The organism is Brevundimonas sp. TWP3-1-2b1 (genome assembly GCF_049896165.1).
GTDB classification, from domain to species: domain Bacteria; phylum Pseudomonadota; class Alphaproteobacteria; order Caulobacterales; family Caulobacteraceae; genus Brevundimonas; species Brevundimonas subvibrioides_B.
On sequence record NZ_JAFCTT010000010.1, the window covers coordinates 52,681 to 71,777 of the forward strand.

Below are 19,097 nucleotides of genomic sequence, written 5' to 3' on the forward strand. Positions count from 1 at the left end.
GAAGCCTCTCGCGCTTACTTGAGGCGCATGAGTTTCTCCCCCGAAGAGGTCGAACGCTACGCCCGCCACCTGGTCCTGTCGGAAGTCGGCGGCCCGGGCCAACAGAGGCTGAAGGCCGCGACCGTGGTCCTCGTAGGTGCGGGCGGGGTGGGCTCACCGGCGGCGCTCTATCTCGCGGCCGCGGGGGTCGGAGCGCTGCGTATCATCGACGGCGACACCGTCTCCCTGTCCAACCTGCAGCGCCAGATCCTGTTCAACACGGCCGATATCGACCGGCCGAAAGTCGAGGCGGCGGCCGGCCGGCTGGAGGCGATCAACCCCCATGTCCGCGTCGAGACGCTGAATCATCGGCTGACAGCGGAGAACGCTGCCTCGGTAATCGCCGGAGCGGATGTGGTGCTGGACGGCGCCGACGATTTCGAGACCCGCTATCGGGTCAACGCAGCCTGCGTGGCGGCAGGGGTTCCGCTCGTGTCCGGGGCGCTTGGCCGCTGGACCGGTCAGGTCGGCGTTTTCGCCGGCAAGCCCTGCTACCGCTGCCTGGTGCCCGAAACCCCGCCGGACGCCGACACCTGCGCGCGGGTTGGTGTCGTGGGCGCTCTGGCCGGGGTGATCGGAGCGATGGCGGCGCTGGAGGCGATCAAGCTCATCACCGGGGCGGGCGAGCCGCTGACCGGGCGGTTGTTGCTCTACGATGGGCTCGCGGCCACCAGCCGGACGGTGAAGGTCACGGCCGATCCGGGGTGTCCGGTGTGCGGCCATCCTCCCCCATCGGGGGAGGTGGCGCGGAGCGGCTTCGCGACGTGACGGAGGGGGCTAACCTCAGACACGGCGTCTGCGGTGAGCCCCCTCCACCACTTCGTGGTCCCCCTCCCCCGATGGGGGAGGAATACTACTCAGGCCGCGCGCGCTTCTTGCGGAACGACGGGTTCAGGATCTGCTTGCGCAGGCGGATCGACTTGGGCGTGACCTCGACCAGTTCGTCGTCGCCGATGTAGGCGATCGCCTGTTCCAGCGACATCTGGCGGGGCGGGGTCAGGCGCACGGCCTCGTCCTTGCCCGAGGCCCGGACGTTGGTCAGTTGCTTGCCCTTGATCGGGTTGACGTCGAGGTCGTCCCAGCGGGCGTTCTCGCCGATGATCATGCCTTCATAGGTCTTCTCGCCGGCGCCGACGAACATGACGCCCCGGTCTTCGAGGTTCCACAGGGCGAAGGCGGCGGTGTCGCCGTCCGAGTTGGAGACCAGAACGCCCTTCAGGCGGCCGGCGATCTCGCCCTTGTAGCCTTCATAGTGGCTGAAGACGCGGTTCAGCACGCCCGAACCGCGCGTGTCGGTCAGGAACTCGCCCTGATAGCCGATGAGCGAGCGTGACGGGGCCTTGAGGCTGATGCGGGTCTTGCCGGCGCCCGAGGGACCCATGTCGGTCATTTCGGCCTTGCGGGCCGACAGCTTCTCGATGACGACGCCCGAGAACTCGTCGTCGACATCGATCATGACGTCTTCGATCGGCTCCATCTTCTCGCCGTTCGGGCCCTCCTGGAACACCACGCGCGGACGCGAGATCGAGACCTCGAAGCCTTCGCGGCGCATGTTCTCGATCAGCACGCCCAGCTGCAGTTCGCCACGACCGGCCACTTCGTAGGCGTCGCCGCCTTCGCTGGTCGTCACGCGGATGGCGACATTGGCTTCGGCTTCCTTCAGCAGGCGGTCGCGGATGACGCGCGACTGGACCTTGTCGCCCTCGCGACCGGCCAGCGGGCTGTCATTGACCGAGACGGTCATGGAGATGGTCGGCGGATCGATCGGCTGGGCGGGAAGCGCATCGGTGACTTCCATGGCGCACAGGGTGTCGGCCACGGTGGCCTTGGACATGCCGGCGATAGCGACGATGTCGCCCGCTTCCGCGCCCTCCTCGACGGCCTGGCGCTTCAGGCCGCGGAAGGCCAGCACCTTGGTAATGCGGCCGCGTTCGATTTCCTTGCCGTCACGGTCGAGGGCGTGGATGGCCATGCCGGGAACGGCCTTGCCGCTCTCGATACGGCCGGTGAGCAGACGGCCCAGGAACGGATCGGACTCGATCAGCACGTTCAGGATCTGGAACGGCTTGTCCTTGTTCTCGGCGACCTTGGGCGGCGGGACGTGCTCGACGATCAGGTCGAACAGCGGGGCCAGGTTATCGTTGGGGACATTCATGTCCATCGTCGCCCAGCCGTTCCGGCCCGAGGCGTAGATGTGCGGGAAGTCCAGCTGCTCGTCGGTCGCGCCGATGGCGGCGAACAGGTCGAAGGCTTCATTGTGGACGCGGTCCGGGTCGGCGTGGGCGCGGTCGACCTTGTTGATGCACAGGATCGGACGCAGGCCCATCTTCAGCGCCTTGGTCAGCACGAACTTGGTCTGGGGCATCACGCCCTCTTCAGCGTCGACCAGGATGACGCAGCCGTCCACCATGCCCAGGATGCGCTCCACCTCGCCGCCGAAGTCGGCGTGACCCGGGGTGTCGATGATGTTGATGCGCGTGTCGCCCGCCTTGCCGTGCCAGAGCACCGAGGTGCACTTGGCCAGGATGGTGATGCCGCGTTCCTTCTCCTGGTCGTTGGAGTCCATCGCGCGTTCGGTCTGGGCCTCATTGGCTCGGAAGACGCCGGACTGGGCCAGGAGTTGGTCCACCAGGGTCGTTTTGCCGTGGTCGACGTGTGCGATGATGGCGACGTTGCGAAGGTTCATTCTGTTTCAATGCGAATAGGCGGCCGACAATGCGGTGGCCGCTCGTTAGAGGCGTCATGCGGGGAGCGCGCGCCTCTTACAGCTTGGGCGGCCGAAACGCCATAGCGGGTCAAGATGGCGACCGTTTGACAAGCTTCGGGTCGGGGAGCAGCGTTTGGACCTGACTCTGGAGTGGGCGGATGAAACGTTTGATCGTGGCGGGGGCCGTGGCCCTGATGTGCGCCGGCGGTGCGGCGGGGGCTCAGGAGGACGCAATGTCTCCAGCCGAGATCGTCGCGGCGCGTCAAGCGTCCCTGATGATGTCCGGCGTGACCATGGGCGCGATCAAGGCGGCGCTCGACGCCGGGGCTCCGGCCCAGTCGATGGGCTTCAGTTCGGGCGCCCTGACCCGCTGGGCGCGCGCCTTGCCCGGAATGTTCCCGGCCGGCACCGGTTCGGACGCGCTCGGCGCCGCGACCAAGGCCAAACCCGAGATATGGACCGACCGCGCGGGCTTCGAGGCCAGGGCCGGCGACTACGCCGCCGCCGCCGCCCGTCTCCAGGAACTGATCGCCGCCGGCGATACGGCCGGAGCCCAGGCCCAGTTCATGGTCGTGCGGGCCTCGTGCCAGTCCTGCCACGACGCCTACAGGTCGTAGGACAGGGATCGTGTCCGGCTGGAAGAAGGGGCGGGGCGCGCTCGGCCCCATGGCACCGCTGATCGGGGCGTGGATCACGACGGGCGCGGGCGAGGGCTCGACCCCGGCCCACGGAATGTCGTGCAGTCGCGCCTTCACCGCCTTCGGCAAGGACTGGATCCGTCTGGAGGCGGAATGGCGGATGGGCGACCGCCCGCCCTATCGCGAGGTCGCCCTGTTCGGAAAGGGCGAGGATGGGACACTGGCGTTCCACTCCTTCACCAACGACGGCAAGCGGTCGACCGGGCGGCTGACGGATGGGACCGACGTCCATCCGGACGCGATCGCCTTCGAGGCCCAGATGAAGGCCGGGCTGGCGCGCATGGTCTACTGGCCGCGTGACGACGGCGAACCCGGATTCCATTTCACGGTCGAAAGTCGGGTCAAGACCGGCTGGAAGCGGTTCCTGACACAGGCTTTCGCGACTGAGGTCTAACTCAGACCCTGGCCGCCCGGCCGCGCACCCAGGCGTAGAGGGCGACGATCAGGACCGCGAAAACCGCGATCCCTGACAGCATCGCCGGCCAGGTCGAGCCTTCCGGCAGCATGGCGAAGGGGGCGTCATTGCCGGTGCCGACGATGACCCCGGCAGTCATGACCAGGAACAGGCTCTCGCCCACGATCAGGCCCGAGGCCAGCAGGACGCCCATGCGGCGACCGACGTCGGCGAAGCGGGTGGTCTTGATGGACTTGTCGTAGATCCAGCCGCCGACGGCGCCGATGACCAGCATCGTGGTCACCGCGGCCGGCAGGTAGAAGCCGATGCCGACGGCCAGGGGCGGCAGCTTGACCCTGCCCTTGGTCGAAGCGTTCAGCACCGCGTCCAGCACGATGATGACCACGCCGATCACCGCGCCGATGCCGATCAGGTCCCAGCGCAGGTCGCCGCCGATGACGCCGCGCGCCAGGGCCGAGATCAGGGTGGCCTGCGGGGCCGCCAGCGGCTCGTCAGCGATGCCGGCGGGTCCGCCCTCGAAGCCGAAGGCCTTGTTCAGCAGGTTGAGGATCAGGGGGATGACGATGGCTCCGGCGATGACGCCGACGATCAGGGCCGTCTGCTGACGCCAGGGCGTGGCCTGGACCAGCTGGCCGGTCTTGAGGTCCTGAAGGTTGTCGTTGGCGATCACGGCGACGGCGAAGACGACCGCTGTCACGATCAGGGCGAAGGCCACGACCGACGGATCGGCGGGCAGGCCGGCGATGGCCAGCACGCCCAGCATCAGCACGGAGGCGATGACGATAGCGAGGATGCCGACGCCCGACACCGGGCTGTTGGAGGATCCGATCAGCCCGGCCATGTAGCCGCAGATGGCGGCCACGGCGAAACCGATCAGCACGACATAGATGAGCCCGCCGGCGACCAGCAGGACGGTCGAACTCGCCAGGGTCGGATTGCCCTGGGCGAACCAGGCCAGGATGCCGCCGATGCCGATGAGACAGGCGACCGAAAGGCCGGCGACGATATTGATCGGAATGTCCTGTTCCGTGCGGTCCAGAACCTCGCCGGCGTTGCGGCGGCGGTTGGCGGCGAGCGCCGAGGTCAGGCCGCCGACCAGCGGACCGGCCAGTTTTATCAGGGTCCAGATGGCGGCGACGCCGATGACGCCCGCGCCCATGAAGCGGACCTCATTGCGCCAGACCGTCACGGCCAGCTCCTCGGGAGAAGCGCCGACAGGCACGGTCGAGGCGATCGAGGCGATGCCGTGCGACGACAGCCAGGCGATGAAATCGGGCGACGTCATGACCGGCACGAAGATGAACCAGGCCACGATCAGGCCGAACAGCTGGGCCAGGCCCACGGTCAGGCCGATCAGGTGGCCGGCGCCCAGCAGGGCGAACTGCATGCCGAAGCCGAGACCTGTGGCCCCGCCGCCCAGCGCCGCCGGCATCTTGATGAACCTGGCGGCTTCGCCTGCAAAGACCCGGCCGGCGACCAGCAGGGCATAGCCCGCAGAGACGATCGCACCGGTGCTGACGACCAGCAGGCCGGCCTTGTTCTCGCGCACGGCGCTGTCGGTCTGTTCGGCTCCGCGCGAGCCGACGGTCAGGACCTCGGCGGCGGCGACGCCCTCGGGATAGGGCAGGCCGGCCTCGACCACGAGGGCGCGGCGCAGGGGGATGGAGAAGGTGACGCCCAGGACGCCGCCGAAGACGCAGATCAGCACCGATTCCCAGAACGGGAACTCCAGCCACCAGCCGACCATGACCAGGCCGGGCAGGACGAAGATGATCGAGCTCATGGCTCCGCCGACCGAGGCCACGGTCTGGACGGTCATGTTCTCCCATATGGTGGAGGTCTTGAACGCCCGCAGGATGGCCATGGAGATGACCGCCGCCGGGATGGCCGAGGCGAAGGTCAGCCCGACCTTCAGGCCCAGATAGGTATTGGCTGCGGTGAACACGACCGCCAGCAGACAGCCGAGGATCAGGGCGCGCACAGTGAGTTCGACGCGCTTTGTGGCCCCGGCAACGGGGGCGGCGGCGGGCGTATCGGTCATCGGGCGGTCCCCTCGAAGAAGCCGCAGACCTAAGCCGGAAATGGCGCCGCTAGCAACGCTGCGGCGCCGAAGAGGTATCGCCTAGCGCTGCACCCACTGGCCCGAGGCGTTGCGGTACCACTGCCCCGTCGCGATGCGCGGCAGGAGCTGGCTCTCGAACATCCGGGCGGCGGCGACCTCGGTGGAGGTGCCGACATCTGCGGCGCTGGCGGCGTAGACCTGGCGGCGGGCGTTGTTGGTGACGGTGATGGCGCTCCGGAGCTCCGGATCGGCGGTGGTGCGGATGCCGAGGTAGCCGTCGGCCTGTTCGCCGACGACGCCTTCAACCTTGGCCGCATCGATGAGCGACTTCTGGGCCGGGGTCTGTGCGAGGGCGGCCCCCGCGGCAACGCCCAGGGCGACGACGGCGGCGCCCATGACGAAGAATTTTCGGAAGGTCATGGAGAAGCTCTTTTCCATCAGAACAGATTGGGATTTTCGGCCAGCAGGTCCTGCAGCTCGCGGTCGAGGCGGACGCGCACGTCGGCGTCCAGCTTGGCGTAGATCTCGATCGGCGCGACCTCCAGCCGGATCGTCGGCGTGCAGGCGCCCAGCATGGCCGAGGCGGCCAGGGCCAGGAGGCCGAGGCGAACGGCGCGGGAGGAAGTTGGGGTCATCGGGCGGTCTCCAGGGTCTTCAACGCTCTCACTTACAAAAGGGATGCGCCCTGTCGCGTGAACGGGCTCTGAACGGTCAGGGCTGTTCCGGGCCAGACTCGGGGCCAGGATGGCCGTTTCTGGCCCGATTGACGGCCAGCAGGTCCGAGACGAGCTGATTGAGGTTCAAGGTGGTGTCGAGCGTCAGGTTGATCCCCGTGCCGGACGGCAGGGGCAGGGTCCGGTTGAGGAACTCGCGGCTGATCAGTTCGGACAGGCTGAGACGCAGCTCCTGTCGCTGCGGCGGATCGTGTCGACCCATGATGTGGAAGCGCACGCCCAGCCGGCCCTCGTCCTGCGACTCGAGGTCGGCGGTCAGGCTGTCGAAGGCCAGGTTCTCCATCGCCTGATAGGCCAGATCCTCGACGGTGTTCGGGGGCACGCCGCCGCCGCCGCCGGCCTCAAGGTCCGACAGGGCATCGCGCGCGATCGACAGGCGGCCGGGCTGGGCGGCGTAGAGTGTCCCACCCGTGATCCGCACGCCCGCATCGGGGTCAGAGGTGAAGGGCAGGCGGCCGGACACCACGGCGTCCAGCTTTACCCGGTCGCCGAAGCCCGAGCCCGCGATCAGCTCGCCCAGTTGCACCCGGTCCAGCACGATGACGCCCGAGAACGCACGCCGGTCCAGCGGCACGGAGAAGGGTTCGACCCTGATCGTACCGCCGGCCGCACGGATTTCCCCGCCCGCCACGCTGATCGCTGCCTTGTCGAGAGAGAAGGTCAGGTCCAGCTCGGTAAAATCGGCGACCGACTCCAGGGTGGCGATGCGCAGGGACTGGTCCGGCGCCGTGGTCAGGGGCGCCAGGTTGGTGAAGTCGATCGTTCCGCTCAGGCCCTTCACCGCCCCGGCGGGACTGACGAAGTCGAGTCCGGGGATGACGAGACGGCCCGAGCTGGTTCCTTCCGGCAGGTCGTCGCTCCAGTTGAGACGGCCGCTGAACGCGGCCGTTCCGGTCGCGGGCGACTGGACGAAATCGGCCGCCAGCGGGCTGAGGTCGGCGGGCTGGAGCCCGCCCTCGGCGAAGGTGACCGACGGGGCGTCGATGACGATGCCGCCCTCTCCGGTCGTTCCGTCATGGGCCAGCGTCAGCTTGCCGAGGACGAAGTCGTTGCGGGCCAGGTCAAAGACGCCGGTCCAGCGCTCCTCGGCCAGGGTCGCCGAACCGGAAGCGGTCAGCGGGTTGAACCGGCGGGGTCGCGTGGCGTCCTCGACGTCGGCGGACGCGATCACGGCCTCCAGTCCGAGACCAGCCTTTGAGCCGGTGGCGAAGGCCGTGCCCTGGATGGCGGAGAAGCCCATGGCCAGGAAAGGCGCAGACGCAGCCACGTCGGTCAGCCGACCCCCCGCGCGCCAGCGGCCGTCCTGCGACACGACCAGAGGCCCCCCCGAGGCGCACAGGCCGCCGGACAGATCCATGACGTCGTTCTCCTCCAGCTCCAGCCGCTCGGCGGAAAAGGTCAGGCAGTCGGACGCGACGTAGGTCAGGCGGCCCGCATTGGTCGCCAGCACGCCCCGGGTTTGAATGTTCAGTCCACGCGCCAGGCCGAAGTCGAGCGCGGCGCGGCCGTCGAGGGTCGCCTCGAACCCACCGGCCGTCAGCCGCCAGTTCGGGACGACGAAGGTCGCTTCGGGCAGGCCCTGTCCGCGCGTGGCGACGAGAGTCAAGGCTCCGCCGCCGCGCTCGCCGGGCCGGGCGACGAAGATCGGCGTGGCGACCGGGCTGATGGTCAGGGCGCCGCCGTTGGCGGGCGTCAGGCGGGCGGCGCGCGGCAGGGTTACGGCCAGACCGGCGTCGCCGCTGGTCAGGCGCAGCGCCGGGATGTCGAGGGCGAAAGCGCCCAGGGCCCGCTTCATCTCCGCCAGTTCCGGCACGTCGTCGGCCGCGACCGGGCCGAACAGGGGCCAGGCGCCGCGCGCCGAGGCCAGAGAGCCGGTCATCACCAGCGCGGTCGACCGTCTGGAGGCGAAGTCGAGGGCGAATCGTCCGCCGGCCTGGTTCAACACCAGGGCGCCGAAGGCCGCGCGCGACAGGCGGGCCGACAGCGGGCCGCTGGCCTCGACGGAGCCGGCCGCGCCGCTGACCGCCAGTCGGGAGGAGGTGGCCTCGGCGCCGTTCAGGACCAGGTCGCCGGCCTGCCCCGAGGCGGCGCTCAGGCGGGCAGGGCCCTCGACGCTCCACGACAGGCCGTCGGCGCCTTGCTGAAGGGCGACGCGGGCCTCCGTCGCGGAACCCTCCGCCGAGCGGGCGGACAGGCCCGGCGCGGACACGCTCCTCGCGCGCAGCCGGGTCGATGCGGTTCCGTTGAACGCCAGGGTCTCGATCCAGCCGCTGACCTGTCCGTCCGCGATCAGGGTCAGGACCGCGCCCGTCGTCGCCGCATCTCCGACGGCCAGCCGGTCGCCGGACAGGGTCAGGTCAACAGTGGCGCGTCCGCCGCCCCGACGCGCCTTCGGGTCGGGATAGGGAAGCTCGGCCGTCCCGGACAGGCGGGCGCCCTCGCCGCTCAGGCCTGGCGCAGCGAACCCCTCGGCGGCGAGATCGACGTCCAGCGCGACCCGGTCGCCCGTGGTGGTCAGGTCAAGCGATCCGCCGAGACCCCGCGCCTCGATCTCACCGCTCTTCAGCGAGGCGGCGGGCATGCGCGCCGCCAGCCGCGTCAGCTTGCCGTCGTCGATGCGGGCATCGGCCAGCAGCGACAGGGGGCCGTATTCCGTATCGAGACGCAGGCGGCCCGTCTCGACGATGACGACAGGGCCCCGGCTGTCGGGGCGGGGCGGCTTGCCGATGAACTCCTCGATCAACGGATCCAGCGAACCGAACGACAGTTCGCCGTCCTTCCACCTCGCCCGCGCGACCGGGCGGACCAGGCGGATGCGGCTGGGGGTCACGCCGAGACCGGTCGAAGACCAGGGCAGGCCCAGGGCGTAGTCGACCTCGACCCGCTGGATCGTCACATCGGGATTTGTCTGGTCGCCGATGCGGACGCTGCCGACGAAGCCGTTCAGCTCCAGGCGTTCGATCTCGACATCCGCCTGGATGCCGCGCTGGTCCAGCCAGCCGACCAGCACCTCGCGCGCCGCCGCCCGCCGGTTCAGCCAGATGACCGCGGCCAGCAGCGACAGGACAATGAGCCCGATCGTCAGGCCGATCACGATTGCGCGCGCCAGGCGAAGGCGGCCCTGTCTTTTTCTCTCCGGGGGCGTATCGCTCATTCCGCGCGCTCCCCGCCGTCCCGGATCAGGACTGAGTCATCCATCAGCATCCCCAAGGTGTCGCATCGGGACATGACCGTTGCGAACGCGCCACAAAGAGTGGCTCCACGGTCACTTTGAGTGGAGTGAGGGCTGCGAGCGTCTCGCAATGATTCAGGAACGACAGCACAGACGAGCATATCTTCGCGATAGACTGTCCCGTGACCTGTCGGAATACCCAAAAATGCCTCGAATTACCGGCCAGGATCACTGCGGTTAATCATTTGTAACGACCCGTCTTCCCATCTTGGGGCTGGCGCGTTATAGGACGCGCTTCGTGGCCGGGGGGACTTGGGCGCGATCCTTGCTTTGAGTGTGACTGGGCGCCGCATGGCGTCGTTTTCTGCCGGGGACCGATGGCCCAGTTCGATCCGCGACGCCAGCCGATGCGCTTCGCTCCGCATCTTCTGACGGCCGCCGCCGCCGTGACGGTGGCCATGCTTGCGGGTCGCGTCTATCAACCCGCCCAGGCCGAAGTCGTTCCCGAACTGACCGCCCTGCAGATCGCCTCGCTGGAGGCCCGCGCGTTCGACGCTGCGGGGACCCCCGCCGGGCTCACCGCTCCCGAAGCCATTCCCGTCCAGATCCGCCGCGGCGAGACCTTCGAACAGGCCGTCCGCCGCACCGGCATCGGCGCCGCCGACGCCTCGGCGGTCGCCGCGACCATTTCCAACGCCTTTGACCTGACCCAGCTGCGCGCCGGCCTCCGGTTCGAAACCGCCATCTCGCGTCCGCGCGGCGGCCGTGGCGACGCCCGCCTGATCGGCCTGACGATGCGCACCGGCCCGGCCAGCCAGCTGACCGTGTCGCGCAGCTTCGATGGCGCGCTGCGCCTGCGGGCGCTCGAGGAGCGCGTGACGCACGAGACTGTCGTTCTGAAATCCGAAGTGCGCGGCTCGCTGTCGGCCACGGCGCAGCGCATGGGCGCTGACGCCGCCGTTCGCCGCAAGGCGAACCAATTGTTCGCCCACCGCTTTGACCTCGACCGGGATGTCCGCGCCGCCGACGAGTTTACCCTGGTGTTCGACCGTTCGGTCACCGAGGCCGGTCGCACCGTGGACACCGGCGACCTGCTGTATGCCGAGATGAAGGGCGTGGTCTTCTATCGCTTCCAGCCCGCCGGCGCGCGTGAGGCCCAGTACTACGACGCCACCGGCAAGAACATGCGCTCCTCGATGATGCGCACGCCGCTGGATCGCGCCGCTCGCGTGTCGTCCAGCTTCGGTTTCCGCGTCCACCCGATCTCGGGCTATCGCAAGATGCATCAGGGCATCGACTTCGCCGCCGGCACCGGCACCCCGGTCGTGGCCCCCTCGGACGGCGTCGTCGTCGAGGCGCGTCGCTGGGGCGGCTACGGCAACTGGCTGCGCATCCGTCACGCCAATGGCCTGGAGAGCGGCTACGGCCACCTGTCGCGCTACGGCGCAGGCATCCGCGCCGGCCAGCGCGTCTCCCAGGGCCAGGTCGTCGCCTATGTCGGTTCGACCGGCGCCTCGACCGGTCCGCACCTGCACTATGAAATCTGGCGCAACGGCCAACGGATCAATCCGTCCGGCATCCGCATGGATGAGAGCTCCGTCCTCGCCGGTAACGAGCTGGCCGCCTTCCGCGCCGAGAAGGCCCGCATCGACCGCATCATCGCCTCCGGCGGCGAGCGTCGCCCGACGGTGCTGCAAGCCAATATCGAAGGCCTGCGTCCGGCTGCCAGAGCCACGTAAGAACCTGCGACCTAAAGGCGTCTAAGGCCCTCCACCGCCTCGACCAGCCGCGCCAGATCGCGCGGCGTCGACAGGCGGTGATCGCCGCCCTCGACCAGATCCAGCCGGACATCGCCGCCGCTCAGACGCTCGACCAGAGCCAAGGCATGGGACTCAGGCACGGTCTCGTCAGCCCGCCCCTGAAGAATGTGCACCGGCGCCGCGATCGGAATGGCCGCATCCAGCAACAGCCAGTCGCGCGCCTCCTCGAACATCCGCCGCGTCAGGACGTATTCGCCCAATCCTTGCCCAGGGGGGCCCTCCTCGGCGATCAGCGCCTCGCCGTCCCTGAGGATCGCCTGGCGGACATGGTCGGGCAGTGACGGCCACATCAGCCGCTCGGTGAAATCCTGGGCCGGGTTGACCAGGGCCAGGCCCTGCATCCGCTCAGGCCGGGCCAGCGCCAGTAGAAGCGCGACCCAGCCGCCCATCGACGATCCGACCGGTATGATCGGCCCTTCCAGAGCGTCGATCAGGGCGATCGCATCCTCGCGCCAGCGTCCGATCGTGGCCTGACGCCAGTCGCCCGAGGACTGACCGTGGGCGAAATGGTCATACCGGACGTAGGACCACCCTCGCGCCTTTGTCGCCGCCTCCAGCGCCAAGGCCTTGGTCCCCTCCATGTCGGAGCGGAACCCGCCGATCCAGACCACGGTCGGACCAAAGCCCGCGATGCGTCGCCAGGCCAGGGTCTCCCCGTCGGGGCGGGTCAGAAGTTGGATGTCGCTCATTCCCCACCGTGCACCCCGGCGAAGGCCGGGGTCCAGATCACGGACGCGAGGTCCAGTGTCGAGAAACGAATTTCTTGCCTTCCCCGTTACGGCCTTCCATCTGGACCCCGGCCTTCGCCGGGGTGCACGGTGAAAGAAGAGCTGACGAGGAAACAAAGCGTGCCGTCCAACAAGGTCCTGTTCGTCACCTCCAACCGCATCGGCGACTGCGTCATCTCGTCGGGGATCATCCGCGAGATCGCGCGGCAGGTCCCGGGGGCGGAGATCACCGTCGCCTGCGGTCGCCCGCCGGCCCCCTTCTTCCGCTCCGCTCCGGGGGTCGAACGGGTCATCGTGCTGGACAAGAAAAAGGCCGCCGGACACTGGTTCGACCTGTGGCGTCAGGTCATCGGGACCCACTGGGCCCTGGTCATCGACATTCGCGGGTCTGCCCTGTCCTACCTGCTGAACGCTGATCGCCGCGTCGTCTACAATCGCACCCACGAGACCGGCCTGCCCAAGGTGGAGATGATCTCGCGCCTGATGGGATCGTCGCCGCCGCTTGAGCCCGACCTGTTCATCGACGACCGCGCGCATGCCGAGGCCGCCGCCGTCATCGACCCGGTCCTGGCGACCGCACCCGGCCCCATTATGGCGCTGGCTCCCATCGCCCACCAGCCGGGCAAGAGCTGGCCCGCCGATCGCTGGGGCGAGCTGGTGGAAATGCTGAAGGCCGAGCCCCGCTTCGCCGGCTGGCGCTTCATGCCGGTCGGCGGACCCGGCGACCGGCCGCCCGCGACCCCCGCCCTGGAGGCCGCAGGACCTCTGGCCATCGACTTCGTCGGCAAGGGCGACATCCTCGCCTCGGCCGCCGCCATCGACCGGGCGGCCCTGTTCGTCGGCAATGATTCCGGCCTCATGCATGTGGCAGCCGCCGCCGGAAAGCCGACGCTCGGCCTGTTCGGGCCGACCGAATGGTGGTTGTACGGGCCACGCGGTCCCCGCACCGCGATCGCGGCCTCCAACCCGGTCCGGGGCGAGTTCGCACCCATCGAGGCCCTGACGACCCAGCGTGTCTTCGAGGCCGTCCTCGCGCTGCACGACACCTGGATCGGCGCATCGGACCCCGCCACGGCTTGAAGCGTGGGCCGTTCGCGGTCATATAGACTTCGTGAGGGAACGCGGCGGTATGCCGTGCGCTGTCCCCTGCGACATCACTGCGCTTTCAGAAACACAAGGAAACGACGCTCATTCGCCGTCCGATGAACCAGCCGCCCACCAAGGACGGCCCGCCCATGAACCACGATATCCGCGCCCCGCGCGTTCTGCTCATTGATCAGAACGGCGAGAAACAGGGGGTCATGCCGACCTCCGCCGCGCTGGAGGCCGCCGAAGAGGCGGGCATGGATCTGGTTCAGATCGTCTCGACGTCGGAGCCGCCCGTCGCCAAGATTCTCGACTACGGCAAGTTCCGCTTCCAGGAGCAGAAGAAGAAGGCCGAGGCCCGCAAGCGCCAGAAGGTCGTCGAGCTGAAAGAGATCAAGCTCCGCCCCAACATCGACGTCCACGATTACGAAGTGAAGACCAAGGCCATGACGCGCTTCTTCGACGAGGGCGACAAGGTCAAGGTGACCCTGCGTTTCCGCGGTCGCGAAATGGCTCACCCGGAACTGGGCATGAAGCTGCTCAACAAGGTCCAGGCCGACTTCGACGAGATCGCCAAGGTCGAATACGCGCCGCGTATGGAAGGCCGCCAGATGATCATGATCCTGGCGCCGAAGTAGGCTCCGGCGTCACGACAGCTTCCAACGCCCCGGCATCGTCCGGGGCGTTTTGCGTTTCAGGCCGCTTCCGCCTCGACGACAGTCGACCCCAGCGCCAGGCGGATGGCGTTCAGCAGGGTGTCTGGCTGGATGGGCTTCTGGGCCACGCCGTTCATGCCGGCGGCGACATAGTCGGCCTCGTCGCGCGGATCGGCGTTGGCGGTCAGGGCCAGGATCGGCGTGCGCCCGGCGGCGCCGGGCAGGCGGCGGATGGCCCGGGTCGCGGTGACGCCGTCCATCACCGGCATCTTGATGTCCATCAGGATCAGGTCGAACGGCCGCAGTGACGCCGCCTCCAGCGCCTCGGCGCCGTTCTCGGCCGTCTCGTGGGTGCAGCCGAACATCTCCAGCAGGCGGGTGGCGACGAAGCGGTTGGTGGCGTTGTCGTCGGTGACCAGCACATGCAGGGTCTCGTGCGGCGTCGGCTCCGCCACGACCTCGGCGGCGGCGCGCGTCTCGGGCCCGCAGTCGGGCAGGTCGAGCGAGAACCGGAACCGCGCCCCGCCCTGGGGCGAACGGGTCAGGCCGATCGTCCCGCCCATCCGCTCGACGATCTGGCGACAGATGGCCAGGCCCAGCCCGGCGCCGGCGCCCTCGCGCCCCGCCTGACCGGTGTTGAATGGTTCGAAGATGGTCGCGGCCGCATCGTCCGGCACGCCGGGACCGCTGTCGTCGACGATCGCGTCGAGCCGGATCGCGCCATCGACCCGGCGCGAGGCGAGGCAGACGACGACCTCGCCGCCTTGCGTGAACTTCAGCGCATTGCCGATCAGATTGTTGAGCAACTGTTTGATCCGCATGGCGTCGGCCATGACCCAGTCGGCGCCGTCGGTGTCGCAGCCGACGGTCAGGATCAGCCCCTTTTCCTCCGCGCGCGGCCGCCACAGAGCCTCCAGATCGGCGCCGACGCTGTCGATGCGCAGGGGCGCGGGGTCCACGCTCAGGATGCCGGCCGCGGCCCGCGACATGTCCAGCGCATCGGTCAGCAGCCTCAGCAGCGTCTGTCCGGAATCCAGAATGGTCTCGACATACGGCCGCAGTTCCGGCTGTTCGAGCTTGCGCTGAAGCAGGCCCGCGACGCCGAGGACGCCGTTCAGCGGCGTACGGATCTCGTGACTCATGACCGCCAGGAATTCGGACTTGGCGCGGCTGGAGGCCCGGGCCTCGGCCTCGGCGACCGCCAGGTTCCGGGCCAGCAGCCCCATCTCCTCGGCCTTGATCCGGTACAGGGCCGCCCCGGCCTGAAGGATCTGCACCCCTGCGCCGACGCCGACATAGAGACCGTTCTCGACCACGATGAAGCCGCGCAACAGCATGTTCAGTTCGGCCGCGTCGACGGTATGGAAGAAGGTCTCGGCGCTGGCCCCGGCCTCGGCCAGGGGCGGATTGGCGTCCATCAGGCTGGACACGGGCCGGCGGGCATAGAGGGCGCGCCCGAACTCGGCGGCCATCTTCAGGGTGAAGGCGTTGCGCTCGATCAGGCCGAGCGGTCGCCCCTCAGGATCGACGACCGCGATGGGGAGAGTGTTGGGTTCGTTCTGGAACCGGTCGAACACCACCGAGCCCGGCGTCTCTGGCGAGACCGGCTCCACTGCGTCCACGAAATCGCCGATACGGGCCATGCGCACTCCTTGCGGAGCCGCTGATAGGGGGCGCGGCTTAATGCAGGCTTTGCCGTTCTTGAATTTTTTGCAGCAGTTTCAAAGCAATCTGACCGTGGGCGGAGTGTGTGAATCGCGCGCTTGCCGGTATTGGCATCAGGTCCCTCGCGGTCCGGCGACGGCTCGGATAGAAGGCCGCATGTCCTCTCCGCCCGCCGCTCCCGCTCCGAAAGCCAAGGCTCCGGCGCTGGCGATGCTGTTCCTGATCGTCTTCATCAACCTGGTCGGGTTCGGCCTGGTGGTGCCGCTGCTGCCCTTCTTCGCCCAGAGCCTGAACGCGGAGCCGTGGCAGATCACGGTGATGTTCTCGGCCTATTCCCTGGGCCAGTTCTTCGCCGAGCCTTTCTGGGGCCGGCTGTCGGACCGCATCGGCAGGAAGCCCGTTCTCTTGATCACCCTGGTGTCCAACGCCATCGGCTATCTGGCCCTCGCCTTCGTGCCGAACATCTGGCTGGCGGTGGCGGTGCGGCTGTTCACAGGGCTGGGGGCCGGCAACATCTCGACGGTGCAGGGCTATGTCGCCGACGTGACCCCGCCGGCCGAGCGGGCCGGGCGGATGGGGATGATCGGCGCGGCCTTCGGCATGGGCTTTATCGTAGGGCCGGGCCTCGGCGGCATCCTGACCCAGCCGCAACTGGGGCATATCGGCTACCAACTGCCGATCTTCGTCGCCTCGGCCCTGGCCGCGCTCGCCGCCGTCGGCGTGGTGGTGTTCCTGAAGGAAAGCCGGGCCCGGGCCGATCCCGCCGTGCCCCGTCCGGGGTTCATGTCGGGCCTGCACGACGCCCGGGCCGATCCCGTCGTATCGCGCGTCCTGCTGGTGACCCTGATCTACATGGCCGGCTTCTCGGCGATGGAGAGCGTGTTCGGCCTGTGGGCCGAGGACCGCTACGCCTGGGGCGCCCGCGAGGTGGGGCTCAGCTTCATGATCGTGGGCATCGTCTCGGCCCTGAACCAGGGCGTCTTCACGGGCAAGCTGGCCAAACGGTTCGGCGAGACCCGAGTGCTGGCGACCGGCATGCTGTTATTCGGCGGCTCGCTGGTGCTGCAGGTCATCGCCCCCGTCGCCTGGTTCCCGGCCGTCACCCTCGACCTCGGTGTCTTCACCCTGCCGGTCGTCCAGGGCTGGAGCATTCCGATCATCATGGCCCTGGGGGCCTGCGGCATGTCGATGGCCATGCCGAACATCTCGGCCATGATCTCGCGCGCGACGCCGCCGGACCGTCAGGGCTCCATGCTGGGGCTGAACATGGCCACGGGCTCGATCGCCCGCATTTTCGGCCCGCTCGTCGCCGGCGCCCTGTTTTCGGGCCTCGGCCACAACTGGCCCTTCCTCGTCGGTGCGGCCCTGACGGTCCCGGCGGCGATCATCGCCATCAACGCGGGGCGGGCCTTGCGGCGGGGCCAGACGACGGCCGGGGTCCCCGCGGAGTAGACTCCGCTTGCCTTTGAGCACCGGTTCCCCTACTAGCCGCGCCTTCGCGTAACGAACCGCCGGGCTAACAGGCATGCCTGGGCGGTTCCTAATCCCGGCCACCATCCACCCTCGGGCTCAAGCAGTCCGACCGGACGGTAGCCCCAAAAGAGAGTGGAAAATGCCGAAACTGAAGACGAAGTCGGGCGCCAAAAAGCGCTTCTCTTTCACTGCGACGGGCAAGGTGAAGTCCGGGGTTGCTGGCAAGCGTCACCGCTTGATCAGCCACAACTCCAAATACATCCGCCAGAACCGCGGCACCAAGGTCATGGCCGACGCCGACGCCAAGAAGATCAAGTCCTACATGCCGTACGCCTGATCGGCGCGCGCTCAAGACTGATCTCATCGCAAAGAATTTGAAGGACTAGAACATGGCTCGCGTAAAAAGGGGCGTCGTATCGCACGCCCGTCACAAGAAGGTTCTCGAACAGGCCAAGGGCTTTTCGGGTCGCCGCAAGAACACCATCCGCACGGCCAAGGCCGCCGTTGATCGCGCCGGGCAATACGCCTACCGCGACCGCCGCATCAACAAGCGCAACTTCCGCGCCCTGTGGATCCAGCGCATCAACGCCGCCGCCCGTCAGGAAGGCTTCACCTACTCGCAGTTCATCCACGGCCTGTCGAAGGCCGGCATCGAGCTGGACCGCAAGGTCCTGGCCGCGATCGCCATGGACGGCGTCGGCTTCTCGGACATCGCCGCCAAGGTGCGCGAAGCCCTGAAGTAGGACCTCTCAGGTCACAGACTTTCGAAACGCCCGTCCCGGTCTCCGGGGCGGGCGTTTTCGTTTGCGCCGGAGCGCGCTAGGGATCGCTGCCTATCCGGAGTGCGCCCATGATCCTGAGACGCCTGATCCTCAGCCTCTGCGCCGCCGCCCTGATGGGCGGCCCTGCGCTGGCCCAGACGCGCACCGTCGCCGTCACCTTCGACGACCTGCCCTATCAGGCGAGCTCGGAAGCACTGTGTGATCCGGTCCAGGCCCTGGCGCTGACCCGCGACTTCCTCGCCATGCTGGAACCGCTCGACAGCCACGCCACGGCCTTCGTCAACACCGGCAAGGTGTGCGAGCCGCAGCAGGCCACCCTTCTGCCGGAAGTGCTCAACGCCTGGCTCGATGCGGGCCTCGATCTCGGCAACCACACGGCCAACCACGTCAACATCCACCGGATCACGCCCGAGGAATACCTCGCCGACGTCGACGCGGGCGCGCCTGCGCTCCGGTCGGCGCTGGAGGCGCGGCGCGGGACGCTGCGCTACTTCCGCCATCCCTACCTGTTCACCGGCGACAGCCCGGAGAAACACGACGCCATCGCGGCAGGCCTGGCGGCGCGCGGCTACGTCATCGCCCCGGTGACCATCGACAACGTCGACTGGATGTTCGCCGACGTCTACCGCAAGGCCGAACAACTGGGCGACGCCGCCCTGAAGCGGCGGGTGGGCGAGGCCTATGTCGCCTTCATGACCACGGTGCTCGACCATTTCGAACCCTACAGCGCGGAGATCACAGGCGGGCGAGAACCGGCGCAGGTGCTCCTGCTGCACGCCTCGACCCTGAACCGCGACTGGTATCCGGCGATCGACGCCCTCTTTCGCGCGCGCGGCTATAAGTTCGTCACCCTGGAACAGGCGCTGGCCGACCCGATCTATGCCCACCCGGACACCTATGTCCGCCGCAACGGGATATCCTGGCTGCACCGCTGGACTGTCACCGACGACCGGCCGATCCGCTGGGAACCCGACCCGCCCGCCTGGATCGTCGCGGCCAACGAAGGCACGGTCGAGGACCTGGCGGCCGCGCTCGCAGCGGGAACGGCAGGCCTCTGAGC

General features: G+C 68.5%; 17 protein-coding genes. 10 read left to right on the forward strand and 7 right to left on the reverse strand.

All coding sequences use genetic code 11. The annotated features are described in order from the left end of the window. The first annotated feature begins 27 nt into the window (after positions 1 to 27). Positions 28 to 807, forward strand: coding sequence for a HesA/MoeB/ThiF family protein (locus ACP7AB_RS11055; protein ID WP_425991145.1), 780 nt, complete (start codon positions 28 to 30; stop codon positions 805 to 807). A gap of 85 nt (positions 808 to 892) precedes the next feature. Here ACP7AB_RS11055 and typA read toward each other — a convergent pair whose 3' ends face one another. Further along, the gene (typA, locus tag ACP7AB_RS11060; protein ID WP_425991144.1) at positions 893 to 2,725 is read right to left on the reverse strand and encodes a translational GTPase TypA; all 1,833 of its coding nucleotides are present in this window, start codon (positions 2,723 to 2,725) and stop codon (positions 893 to 895) included. Between the two features lie 179 nt (positions 2,726 to 2,904). Here typA and ACP7AB_RS11065 point away from each other — a divergent pair, with 179 nt between their 5' ends. Both ACP7AB_RS11065 and ACP7AB_RS11070 read left to right on the forward strand, forming a co-directional pair. Continuing rightward, positions 2,905 to 3,363 (forward strand): c-type cytochrome, encoded by a 459-nt coding sequence (locus tag ACP7AB_RS11065; protein WP_425991143.1) that lies wholly within the window; start codon positions 2,905 to 2,907, stop codon positions 3,361 to 3,363. 10 nt (positions 3,364 to 3,373) lie between these two features. After that, positions 3,374 to 3,838, forward strand: a complete 465-nt coding sequence (locus ACP7AB_RS11070) for a hypothetical protein (RefSeq protein ID WP_425991142.1) — start codon at positions 3,374 to 3,376, stop codon at positions 3,836 to 3,838. 1 nt (position 3,839) lies between these two features. On the opposite strand, the gene ACP7AB_RS11075 is transcribed toward ACP7AB_RS11070, so the two are convergent. From ACP7AB_RS11075 to ACP7AB_RS11090, 4 genes are all read right to left on the reverse strand, one after another. Then, a complete protein-coding gene (locus ACP7AB_RS11075; RefSeq protein WP_425991141.1) occupies positions 3,840 to 5,900 on the reverse strand; it encodes an OPT family oligopeptide transporter in 2,061 nt (686 codons plus the stop codon). Between the two features lie 81 nt (positions 5,901 to 5,981). After that, complete coding sequence (locus tag ACP7AB_RS11080) at positions 5,982 to 6,341, reverse strand: YdbL family protein (RefSeq protein WP_425991139.1); 360 nt, start codon at positions 6,339 to 6,341, stop codon at positions 5,982 to 5,984. 17 nt (positions 6,342 to 6,358) lie between these two features. After that, the gene (locus ACP7AB_RS11085) at positions 6,359 to 6,556 is read right to left on the reverse strand and encodes a YnbE family lipoprotein (protein ID WP_425991137.1); all 198 of its coding nucleotides are present in this window, start codon (positions 6,554 to 6,556) and stop codon (positions 6,359 to 6,361) included. A 76-nt stretch (positions 6,557 to 6,632) separates the two neighbouring features. Beyond that, positions 6,633 to 9,809 carry an intermembrane phospholipid transport protein YdbH family protein gene (locus tag ACP7AB_RS11090; RefSeq protein WP_425991136.1) on the reverse strand — a complete coding sequence of 1,059 codons (3,177 nt, stop codon included), beginning with the start codon at positions 9,807 to 9,809 and terminating at the stop codon, positions 6,633 to 6,635. Positions 9,810 to 10,204: 395 nt separating this feature from the next. Between ACP7AB_RS11090 and ACP7AB_RS11095 the strand changes: the two genes are divergently transcribed. Then, positions 10,205 to 11,566 carry a peptidoglycan DD-metalloendopeptidase family protein gene (locus tag ACP7AB_RS11095; RefSeq protein WP_425991135.1) on the forward strand — a complete coding sequence of 454 codons (1,362 nt, stop codon included), beginning with the start codon at positions 10,205 to 10,207 and terminating at the stop codon, positions 11,564 to 11,566. A gap of 11 nt (positions 11,567 to 11,577) precedes the next feature. Here the strand turns inward: ACP7AB_RS11095 and ACP7AB_RS11100 are convergent, their stop codons facing one another. Beyond that, entirely contained in the window at positions 11,578 to 12,336 is a 759-nt protein-coding gene (locus tag ACP7AB_RS11100) for an alpha/beta fold hydrolase (protein WP_425991134.1), read from the reverse strand. A 159-nt stretch (positions 12,337 to 12,495) separates the two neighbouring features. Between ACP7AB_RS11100 and ACP7AB_RS11105 the strand changes: the two genes are divergently transcribed. Together ACP7AB_RS11105 and infC are read left to right on the forward strand one after the other, a co-directional pair. Next, a complete protein-coding gene (locus tag ACP7AB_RS11105; RefSeq protein ID WP_425991133.1) occupies positions 12,496 to 13,455 on the forward strand; it encodes a glycosyltransferase family 9 protein in 960 nt (319 codons plus the stop codon). 122 nt (positions 13,456 to 13,577) lie between these two features. After that, positions 13,578 to 14,099: a translation initiation factor IF-3 gene (gene infC, locus ACP7AB_RS11110; RefSeq protein WP_303696632.1), complete on the forward strand. Its 522-nt coding sequence runs from the start codon at positions 13,578 to 13,580 to the stop codon at positions 14,097 to 14,099. Positions 14,100 to 14,155: 56 nt separating this feature from the next. On the opposite strand, the gene ACP7AB_RS11115 is transcribed toward infC, so the two are convergent. After that, positions 14,156 to 15,760, reverse strand: coding sequence for an ATP-binding protein (locus tag ACP7AB_RS11115; RefSeq protein ID WP_425991132.1), 1,605 nt, complete (start codon positions 15,758 to 15,760; stop codon positions 14,156 to 14,158). A 178-nt stretch (positions 15,761 to 15,938) separates the two neighbouring features. On the opposite strand from ACP7AB_RS11115, the gene ACP7AB_RS11120 reads away from it, so the two are divergent. From ACP7AB_RS11120 to ACP7AB_RS11135, 4 genes are all read left to right on the forward strand, one after another. Further along, positions 15,939 to 17,234: an MFS transporter gene (locus tag ACP7AB_RS11120; RefSeq protein ID WP_425991131.1), complete on the forward strand. Its 1,296-nt coding sequence runs from the start codon at positions 15,939 to 15,941 to the stop codon at positions 17,232 to 17,234. A 160-nt stretch (positions 17,235 to 17,394) separates the two neighbouring features. Further along, the gene (rpmI, locus tag ACP7AB_RS11125; RefSeq protein WP_131250811.1) at positions 17,395 to 17,592 is read left to right on the forward strand and encodes a 50S ribosomal protein L35; all 198 of its coding nucleotides are present in this window, start codon (positions 17,395 to 17,397) and stop codon (positions 17,590 to 17,592) included. Positions 17,593 to 17,644: 52 nt separating this feature from the next. Then, a complete protein-coding gene (rplT, locus tag ACP7AB_RS11130; RefSeq protein ID WP_303696636.1) occupies positions 17,645 to 17,998 on the forward strand; it encodes a 50S ribosomal protein L20 in 354 nt (117 codons plus the stop codon). A gap of 107 nt (positions 17,999 to 18,105) precedes the next feature. Beyond that, positions 18,106 to 19,095 (forward strand): polysaccharide deacetylase family protein, encoded by a 990-nt coding sequence (locus tag ACP7AB_RS11135; RefSeq protein ID WP_425991129.1) that lies wholly within the window; start codon positions 18,106 to 18,108, stop codon positions 19,093 to 19,095. Positions 19,096 to 19,097 lie beyond the last annotated feature (2 nt).

Bases quoted from the DNA above. Each gene is read 5' to 3' on its own strand.
- ACP7AB_RS11095 (WP_425991135.1), top strand. From the start codon at position 10,205: ATGGCCCAGTTCGATCCGCGACGCCAGCCGATGCGCTTCGCTCCGCAT.
- rpmI (WP_131250811.1), top strand. From the start codon at position 17,395: ATGCCGAAACTGAAGACGAAGTCGGGCGCCAAAAAGCGCTTCTCTTTC.
- ACP7AB_RS11120 (WP_425991131.1), top strand. From the start codon at position 15,939: ATGTCCTCTCCGCCCGCCGCTCCCGCTCCGAAAGCCAAGGCTCCGGCG.
- ACP7AB_RS11090 (WP_425991136.1), bottom strand. From the start codon at position 9,809: ATGAGCGATACGCCCCCGGAGAGAAAAAGACAGGGCCGCCTTCGCCTG.
- ACP7AB_RS11055 (WP_425991145.1), top strand. From the start codon at position 28: ATGAGTTTCTCCCCCGAAGAGGTCGAACGCTACGCCCGCCACCTGGTC.
- ACP7AB_RS11075 (WP_425991141.1), bottom strand. From the start codon at position 5,900: ATGACCGATACGCCCGCCGCCGCCCCCGTTGCCGGGGCCACAAAGCGC.
- ACP7AB_RS11085 (WP_425991137.1), bottom strand. From the start codon at position 6,556: ATGACCCCAACTTCCTCCCGCGCCGTTCGCCTCGGCCTCCTGGCCCTG.
- ACP7AB_RS11115 (WP_425991132.1), bottom strand. From the start codon at position 15,760: ATGGCCCGTATCGGCGATTTCGTGGACGCAGTGGAGCCGGTCTCGCCA.
- ACP7AB_RS11100 (WP_425991134.1), bottom strand. From the start codon at position 12,336: ATGAGCGACATCCAACTTCTGACCCGCCCCGACGGGGAGACCCTGGCC.
- ACP7AB_RS11135 (WP_425991129.1), top strand. From the start codon at position 18,106: ATGATCCTGAGACGCCTGATCCTCAGCCTCTGCGCCGCCGCCCTGATG.
- ACP7AB_RS11080 (WP_425991139.1), bottom strand. From the start codon at position 6,341: ATGACCTTCCGAAAATTCTTCGTCATGGGCGCCGCCGTCGTCGCCCTG.
- infC (WP_303696632.1), top strand. From the start codon at position 13,578: ATGAACCAGCCGCCCACCAAGGACGGCCCGCCCATGAACCACGATATC.
- ACP7AB_RS11065 (WP_425991143.1), top strand. From the start codon at position 2,905: ATGAAACGTTTGATCGTGGCGGGGGCCGTGGCCCTGATGTGCGCCGGC.
- typA (WP_425991144.1), bottom strand. From the start codon at position 2,725: ATGAACCTTCGCAACGTCGCCATCATCGCACACGTCGACCACGGCAAA.
- rplT (WP_303696636.1), top strand. From the start codon at position 17,645: ATGGCTCGCGTAAAAAGGGGCGTCGTATCGCACGCCCGTCACAAGAAG.